At 63.0% G+C, this 7206-nt stretch carries 9 protein-coding genes and 1 pseudogene; 4 read left to right on the forward strand and 6 right to left on the reverse strand.

The genetic code is table 11. The features are described 5' to 3' along the window. Positions 1-4: 4 nt before the first annotated feature. The 3 genes from HY699_16955 to HY699_16965 all read right to left on the reverse strand — a co-directional run bounded on the left by HY699_16955 (position 5) and on the right by HY699_16965 (position 1182). Positions 5-196: a hypothetical protein gene (locus HY699_16955; GenBank protein MBI4517495.1), complete on the reverse strand. Its 192-nt coding sequence runs from the start codon at positions 194-196 to the stop codon at positions 5-7. 4 nt (positions 197-200) lie between these two features. Then, entirely contained in the window at positions 201-674 is a 474-nt protein-coding gene (locus HY699_16960) for a type II toxin-antitoxin system VapC family toxin (protein ID MBI4517496.1), read from the reverse strand. Between the two features lie 136 nt (positions 675-810). Further along, positions 811-1182, reverse strand: coding sequence for a hypothetical protein (locus HY699_16965; GenBank protein ID MBI4517497.1), 372 nt, complete (start codon positions 1180-1182; stop codon positions 811-813). A gap of 654 nt (positions 1183-1836) precedes the next feature. Here HY699_16965 and HY699_16970 point away from each other — a divergent pair. Both HY699_16970 and HY699_16975 read left to right on the forward strand, forming a co-directional pair. Beyond that, a pseudogene (locus HY699_16970) lies at positions 1837-2130 on the forward strand (nuclease). After that, positions 2131-2313 carry a hypothetical protein gene (locus HY699_16975; GenBank protein MBI4517498.1) on the forward strand — a complete coding sequence of 61 codons (183 nt, stop codon included), beginning with the start codon at positions 2131-2133 and terminating at the stop codon, positions 2311-2313. A 187-nt stretch (positions 2314-2500) separates the two neighbouring features. Here HY699_16975 and HY699_16980 read toward each other — a convergent pair whose 3' ends face one another. From HY699_16980 to HY699_16990, 3 genes are read right to left on the reverse strand one after another with little or no spacing between them, the layout of a single operon-like run. Continuing rightward, complete coding sequence (locus tag HY699_16980) at positions 2501-2725, reverse strand: type II toxin-antitoxin system RelE/ParE family toxin (protein ID MBI4517499.1); 225 nt, start codon at positions 2723-2725, stop codon at positions 2501-2503. Position 2726: 1 nt separating this feature from the next. After that, positions 2727-3050 carry an AbrB/MazE/SpoVT family DNA-binding domain-containing protein gene (locus tag HY699_16985; GenBank protein MBI4517500.1) on the reverse strand — a complete coding sequence of 108 codons (324 nt, stop codon included), beginning with the start codon at positions 3048-3050 and terminating at the stop codon, positions 2727-2729. Positions 3051-3097: 47 nt separating this feature from the next. Next, positions 3098-3418 carry a helix-turn-helix transcriptional regulator gene (locus HY699_16990; GenBank protein ID MBI4517501.1) on the reverse strand — a complete coding sequence of 107 codons (321 nt, stop codon included), beginning with the start codon at positions 3416-3418 and terminating at the stop codon, positions 3098-3100. Between the two features lie 411 nt (positions 3419-3829). Here HY699_16990 and HY699_16995 point away from each other — a divergent pair, with 411 nt between their 5' ends. Together HY699_16995 and HY699_17000 are read left to right on the forward strand one after the other, a co-directional pair. Continuing rightward, complete coding sequence (locus HY699_16995; protein ID MBI4517502.1) at positions 3830-6208, forward strand: hypothetical protein; 2379 nt, start codon at positions 3830-3832, stop codon at positions 6206-6208. A gap of 125 nt (positions 6209-6333) precedes the next feature. Continuing rightward, positions 6334-7071: a hypothetical protein gene (locus HY699_17000; GenBank protein MBI4517503.1), complete on the forward strand. Its 738-nt coding sequence runs from the start codon at positions 6334-6336 to the stop codon at positions 7069-7071. Positions 7072-7206: the final 135 nt, after the last annotated feature.

A 7206-nucleotide genomic window follows, 5' to 3' on the forward strand; every position in this document is an offset into this window, starting at 1 on the left:
CCGCTCATCCCGCGCGGCGGCTTTGAGTTGGAGGTTGTACCCGCGGACGCCGCGGTTTGCGGCTCACCACGCTGAACTCGCCGCGCCCTTGCCGCTCCTGCAGATCCCGGAATATCGCGCCCAGATCGTAGTTGAATCGCGCGGCATACCGCTGACGAATGCGCCGCACCTCTTCGACAATCGCATCCTTGGTCATTGGCTCAGTCCTCCATCAGCTCCTCGGGCGTGCACAGAATGGGCGGCTCGTAGCCCGCGTTGCGGCAGATACGTTCGATGCTGCTCCGCATTGTGGCGTTCGCAATGTGCGTACAGTTCCACGTCAGGAGGTAATCCATACCATGAGCCGTTGCAATCGCGATGTGCGTTGCGTCGACGGCGGCTTGCTCCGGCATGGTACCAGCCGCCACAAGTGCGGTCGCCAAGCGCAGCGCCTCTGGTGTGGCTTCAAGAACAGGGATCGCCTTCAGCGCAGCGAGCCGCTTCTGCGCACGGCGGGAATCCCCTCCCGCTGCTTCCTGGAGGACAGGCGGAGACACGTAGAGATCGAACTGGGTGCGCCGCGTACGCCACCATCGTCGGGTCAGTTGCTGGTGTGCCCGTTGAACGAGGTCGCGACTCGGACGCGCCGTGAGGTAGCTGACAATCGTCGTTTCGACATACACGCTTGACGCCATCGCGTCACGTCTATCGCTTACCGCCGCTTGGGTCTACGTCCTGCCGTTCAGCCGCCGGCGGAGCCGGTCGGCTGCAACGGCTTGATCGGCTGGAATCCCGCCTCGCGTCCGTTCGCTCAACGTTTCGGGCTACAACTCACCATGAGCGCGTAACCTGCCAATAGCCGCCACCGATAAAGAAAAGTAACGACACGATCACTTGAAGTAGCCATCCGTACGTTCCAAACTGCTCGCCTCGATAGAGCCCTACGCCACACGACGCCGCCAGACCATTTACGCCGATGAACATCAATACGAGCGGCGCTTGTACGAAAGTCGAAAGTGGGTCGCCCGGTCTCCGCCGCCGCAAGTAGCGCCCGCCAAAGTACATCAGCGTCCCCCCGACCGCGATAATCGAGAGACCCAGGACAATTGTTGTGAGTACCTCGGATTGGCCGTTCTTTTCTGGCGATACGACCATGAAAGTCCCGAACGCCACAATTAGGATTCCCGTGATCAGTCTAGTCATCTCAGCCTCCGTGACACGACGGCGCTCCGCATGATCTCAGGTCCGATGGGCGAGCCGAACGTAAAAGGGTTTTTCCGTCATCCGGCGCGACGGGGCGTTGCGCGAGATGGTGTGATGGTTGCCGCCGGATGGCGGAAAGGCCTACCTGCGCCGCGGCTTCGGCAGGCAGGCCCCGTTGAACTGAACCGATGCTCACCGACGGTGCTCCCCACGTGTTGTGGGAATTGTAGGGCGATTAGGGGTCCGATGCCAAGCGCGCGGGGTGCTCGAAGGCGGGGGCGACCGGGTGCAGAGATGCAACTGCGGAACCACACCGGGGGTAACGTACGCTGCGGGCGGACCCGCTGGCGATGGAATGAAGGGCGCGGTGCGGCGCAGGGGCGCCCGCGGACGCACCACGGCGCAACGGTCGCGGCGCGATCGTGAAGACCCAGGGAGTCGGTGGGTGGGAGAAGCCGCGGGTGATCATGACGTGTCGTGTGCGGTTGCCAGACTCAGTGGACCATCACGGCGGCCAGGCGGGCTGCGCAGCAACGGAGGGTCTTGATAGCGGATAGCGATGGAGGTCTGTACTGACGAGCGAGGCCTCGGAGGTTCCGGCAGCCCACTGAGTCACCCTGTCTCGCTGTCCAGACCTGACCCCAGCCACCCCAACGAGCCAGGAAAACGGCAGGGATTGAGCGCTTGGACGCGCTTGCCGGTCTGCTCGAATACCTACCGATCACGACGGCCGCGATGCGACAGGCGGCAGCGTTCTGGGCGACCGCGCGCCAGCAGGGCCAGCCTACGGCCGGTGACCAGACAATCGACGGAGACATGATCCTGGCGGCGCAAGGTGCAACACTCGGTGCCGTCGACTTTGTAATCGCGACGACCAACGTCGGCCACCTCTCACGGTTCGTCGCCGCCAAGCTGTGGCAAGCCGTAGGTGTTGATGAGGTCTTGTAGGTGGAACGGCAGACTCGTTTCAAGATCGTCTTTGAGAAGCTCGCGGAAGCGCGGCGCGCCGGGGCAATCACTGAGGCGGAAGTGTCGGAGAGCGAGCGGCAGCGAGCGGAAGCAGATGAGATTGGCGAACTTCGGCGCATGATGAGGGAGATCACGGAACCGGAGTCCTACACGCGGAGCTAGACCGCTCAGGTCACCTCATCTGGTCCAGCCTGCGCCATACTTCATCGGCGAGTGGGTCCCATTCGGCGGCGACTTCCCGATCGCGTTGAGCGCGCTTGATGGCGCCCTCTTTGAGCCGTGCACGAAGCGGCGCCCGATCTCGGGCCGTGCGCTTGTTCAAGGGGGCAGCGGGCGATTTCATTGCTGGCTATCGTCGCCGCTTCCGGTACGTCGTCGTGGTCCGGCGCTCGACGGTGCCGACGCGGACACGGCGGGCGCCGGTGTCGACGTTGAAGAGGATGCGATAGTCACCGACGCGGCGGCGGAAGCTATAGCGATCGTGCTTGCTGAGGCGTTCAAGGTCGCCACCGAACGGGTCGACGGCCATCGAGAGCAAGGCGGCGTCGACGCGAACGAAGTCACGCGGCGGCAACCTATCGAGCTGCTTTTGGGCGGGCTTGTCGACGACGACCAGCCAACCGGGCGGCGCGCTCGGATCGGTACTGCTCATAGGGGGTGGTTTCTCCGCGCCTGTCAGCGGCGATGACGCGGTTCAGCGCGCGGATCTCGGCGGCGGTGGGCGCGGCCTCGGGGATGGGCTTGTCGGTGAGCTGCTTCGGCCGGAGCACGATGGCGCCCCGCTCGGCGGTCAGTTCAACGAAGTCGCCGAGGGTGAGGCCGGCCGCTTCGCGGACGGGCTTTGGAATGCTCAGCTGGTAGTTGCCGGTGAAACGGGCAATGGCGGTGGTCTTGGACATGCCGATACAGTACCGTACAACGCTTGTACCCGTCAATTGACTGAGGCTCAGAGTTCGCGAGCCTTCATCAGGGCGAGCACTTCGCGGAGTCGTGCGAGGTCGGCCTTGTCGACCATCGTGTGCAGTTTCCGCTTCAGCTCCGCCTCGCTCATTTTCTGCCATGGGTAGTTGAACAGGGCGGGCAGATCGACCTTCAGCGCGGTAGCGACCTTTTCGAGAAAGTCGATCGTCGGGTTCTGCTCGCCTCGTTCGACGGCGCCGAGATACTTGGGGTGGACGTCCATCTTCTCGGCGAGCGCCTCCTGCGAGAGTCCGCGCGCCTTGCGCAGCTCCTTGATCCGCTGGCCGATGAGTTTCCTGTCGTCCATCCCGCCAAACCTCCTTCTCGGGACGGCGGCAGGATGAAGGGATCAGGCAGCCGCGGCTACATCGTGACGTGATGCTGAACTGAAGAAAAGCACTTTGACGCGCAGCATTTGGTTTGCTGTTGGGCTCCAAAAGCGGTAGTTGGCTGCGTGTCGGAGGGGATTCCCTGTAAATGCTTGGCCTGCCGCTCTGCCCACGTAGCAAGTTGATGGGAGCCGGACATCAATTGCCGGGCCAGTGTAAACGGGCAGCGGTTGTGACCGCGTTTTGGCTGCTCGCAGCTCGGCGGCCACGGGAGGCCACCAGCGTGTAGGTGAAAGGGGGCAACGATGGCGATGCTTGGCTCGATTCTTCGTCACGCGCACGCACCCACGTTTCTCTTGCTGGCCGCAGCTGAGGCCATCGGACTGATCTTGGCGACGCCGGCCCGCGCGGTGCCTAATCCATTTGACCTCGTCAGCCCGACGAACGGAGGGTGGTGTAGAGCGGCATGCCGGTTCGACTGGCAAACCGCGACGGACAGCGGGGGCGTTGCCAAGTATGTGCTTTACGTGAACGGTGCAATCAAACGGGACAACATCAGCCCGGCAGGACCGAGCGAGTACACCCTCACCCAGGCCGAAGCGCTTCTTGAGGGTACCTACACCTGGTACGTTGCCGCCTGCGACGCTGCGAACAACTGCCGCAGCTCGTCAAGCACCTGGACCGTGCGGATCGACGACACCCCGCCGGATTTGTTCGGCCTAGTGGAGCCAGCGAGCGGAGCCTGGGCCTCATTGCGCAGGGACACTGAGTTCAGGTGGACGCCTGCGAACGAGACCGGCTCAGGCCTGAGCCGCTACGATGTGGAGGTCGACGGCACGTCGTACAAGAGCGTGTCTCCGAGCCAGGCAAGTGTGAAGGTCAGAGATGTGCCTGACGGGTTGAGCGACGGGACTCATTCGTGGAACGTGGAGGCGGTGGACGTGGCGGGAAACGTCCGGAGTAGCGAGGGACGGAGCATTCGCATCGACTCAACACTTCCCACTTTCGGACCCGGCACGCCTGAGCCCGGATTGCTGACGTGGACGAGTGACGCCACGCCGCTGTTACGTTGGGGTGGGGCGAGCGACAGCGGAAGCGGCGTCGCGTCGCAAATGGTGGTGATAGACGCCGGAGCACCGACCAATCCCAACTCCGAATTCAGCACGAGCCTTGCCGGGTGGACCGGGTCTGGGGCTGGCTGGCGCGCCTCGGGAGGCGGGGCCTCCGGCCTCGCCAGCATCGGGGTGGACGACAGTAACACCGTGAACTCAATCGAGCAGAACGTGACCGTTCCGAGCCAAGCGGCTTTCCTGTCCTTCTCGGTAACCAGAGTCTATAACCTAGGCCGCAATACGGCGCGCATGCGAGTGAGCGTTCGCGGTGGGAGCTACACGTGGGTGCTCTGGGAGCAGACCGTTGTCGATGATGACGGATGGTACGAGCCCAAGGTCGATATCAGCTCGTTCGCTGGTCAGCAGGTCCGTCTTATCATTGAATGCATCTATGACGGGGATCTCTTTCACAGCGACGCATGCTGGGTGGACTACGTGAGGGTCGTTCCCTACGGTTCTGTGCACACTGGCCTTTTGCCAAGCGCCGACGAATACACGCTGCCGGACTCCGGGACGCTTGCCGATGGATGGCACGAGTGGCGGGCTCTGGCGACGGACGTCGCGGGCAATGTCGGTGCAACAGAGCCCTATCGGTTCGGGGTAGACACGACCGGCCCTGCCGGCCTGCATTTGAGCACGGTGTTCGGGGGAGCCGGTGACAGAGCTATTGTGACCCTTCCTACGCCCAATCTCTGCTGGGTCAGCCCCGTTGATGCCAGCGCTGGTCTTGACGGTTTCGGCCTCTATGTGGATGGCGCAATGGACCGGCCGGATATTCCGAGTTGGAGTCAGTGCACCACGCCAGCGGCACCACTGAATGAAGGACGGCACACCTGGTATGTGGAGGCCCTTGATGCCGTCGGCAATGCCTCACGGTCGCCGGAAACTTGGACCGTCACATACGATGCCACGCCACCGGCGCCCTTCAACCTTATTGCGCCGGCCGACGGCGCGGTCGTGGCGGAAGCGCGGCCGACATTTTCGTGGGAAGCCTCAAGTGATCAGGGGGCAGGGTTGGCACGCTACGAGGTCTGGATCGACGAAGGCACCGCAGGCCAGTGCACGCCGTGTACCGTCAGCCCGGACCAAACAAGCTTCGTACCGTCAGGGCCGCTTGCGGTAGGGCAGCATAGCTGGTTCGTGCGCGCCGTAGACGGTGCCGACCGGCGCACAGAAAGCACTACGTGGTCGTTTGGGGTTGTGCCGACGCCGACTCCGACCTTCACAGCAACACCTACCGTGACATCGACGGCCACGTTCAGCGCCACCCCCACACTGACCCAGACCTACACACCCACTTCCAGCCCCACGGTCACACCCAGCCCCACGGCAACTCCGATAGCAACCGCCACGTTCACTGCTACCGCCACGCCGTCCGTGACGGACACTCCAACCACGACCCCAACGCCGACCGGCACCTTGACTAGGACCTCGACGCCCACGCCGTCGGCAACCGCAACGCCTATCCCGTGCATCGGTGATTGTAGCGGCGACCGACATGTGACGGTCGATGAACTGGTGACGGGAGTCAACATCGCCCTCGGGAATCTTGCCATCGATCAGTGCTCCTCGTTTGATACCAGTGGGGACCAGAAGGTCACCGTCGATGAACTGCTCAAGGCCGTAAACGCGGCACTCAACGGCTGTCCGGGGTAGACAGACGGTCGTGGGGGACAGGTTGTGGCGCGACGGGCAGAACACGCGACGCCGCGCACCACCCCAAGAATCAGCTGTGCAGTTGTTGGCAATGGGGGTCGGTTTTGTAGTATGGGAGGTCGGCCATGTCGGGCATCGCTTCGCGGCTTTTGGTGATCGTGATTGTGGGTGCTCTTGGTCTCGTTCGTACTGACGAGATCGCCGCACAGACCGTTGTCTACACCTCGGATTTCAACGGAGGCGTAGGGAGCGAGTGGGGTGCGCCGGTGGTAGATCCGGAGAATCCGACCGGGCAGGCGCCAACAGCAACGTCGCCGAGCGGTGAGAAGTTTCTTGGCCAATTGGGGAACGCCCAAGGCAGACAATGGGCGACGTTGAGTTTGAACGGGCTGCCGGCGCACGACATCCTGCGGGTGACGTTTGACTTGTACGTCATCGGGTCGTGGGACGGCGAGAGCACGTTAAACGGACCAGATTACTTCCAAGTTCAAGGCGGAGCGTTTCTTGCCACGTTCAGCAATCATGCTCCGACAGCTGGTTTTGGAGCTGGCGAGCAGAGCTTTCCGACGCCTGGCAGTCCGGCCCAGACCGGTGCGGCGGCAGCAGGGACGCTTGGTTACCCGCTCGTCGGCGAGGCGGTGGTCGGTGATACGATTTACCACCTTAGCGTGGAGTTTCCACACGCCGGTGGCAGTCTTGCGCTTTCCTTCGAGGCGGGTCTGCAACAAGCCCTGAGCGATGAAAGCTGGGGGCTCGACAACGTCCAGGTGACGGTGGAGCGGGCGCCGAACTTCAACGGTACGTGCCCGGCGGCGATTGACGCGGGGGCGGTGCCGTTTGGCGGCACGTTCCTCCTGTTGTGAACGGCGACGAGAAGCCGCCTGAATTTGGCGAAGAGCGCAAGGGAGCGCCGGATTCGTTCGCCAGAGTGTGAGAGGGAGATTGGTGATCCATCTTCTTGATGGATTTGCTTCGATCTCCTTGTTCTACTTCGCCGG

The sequence above is a fragment of the Deltaproteobacteria bacterium genome, from assembly GCA_016210005.1.
Classification (GTDB): domain Bacteria; phylum Desulfobacterota; class Binatia; order HRBIN30; family JACQVA1; genus JACQVA1.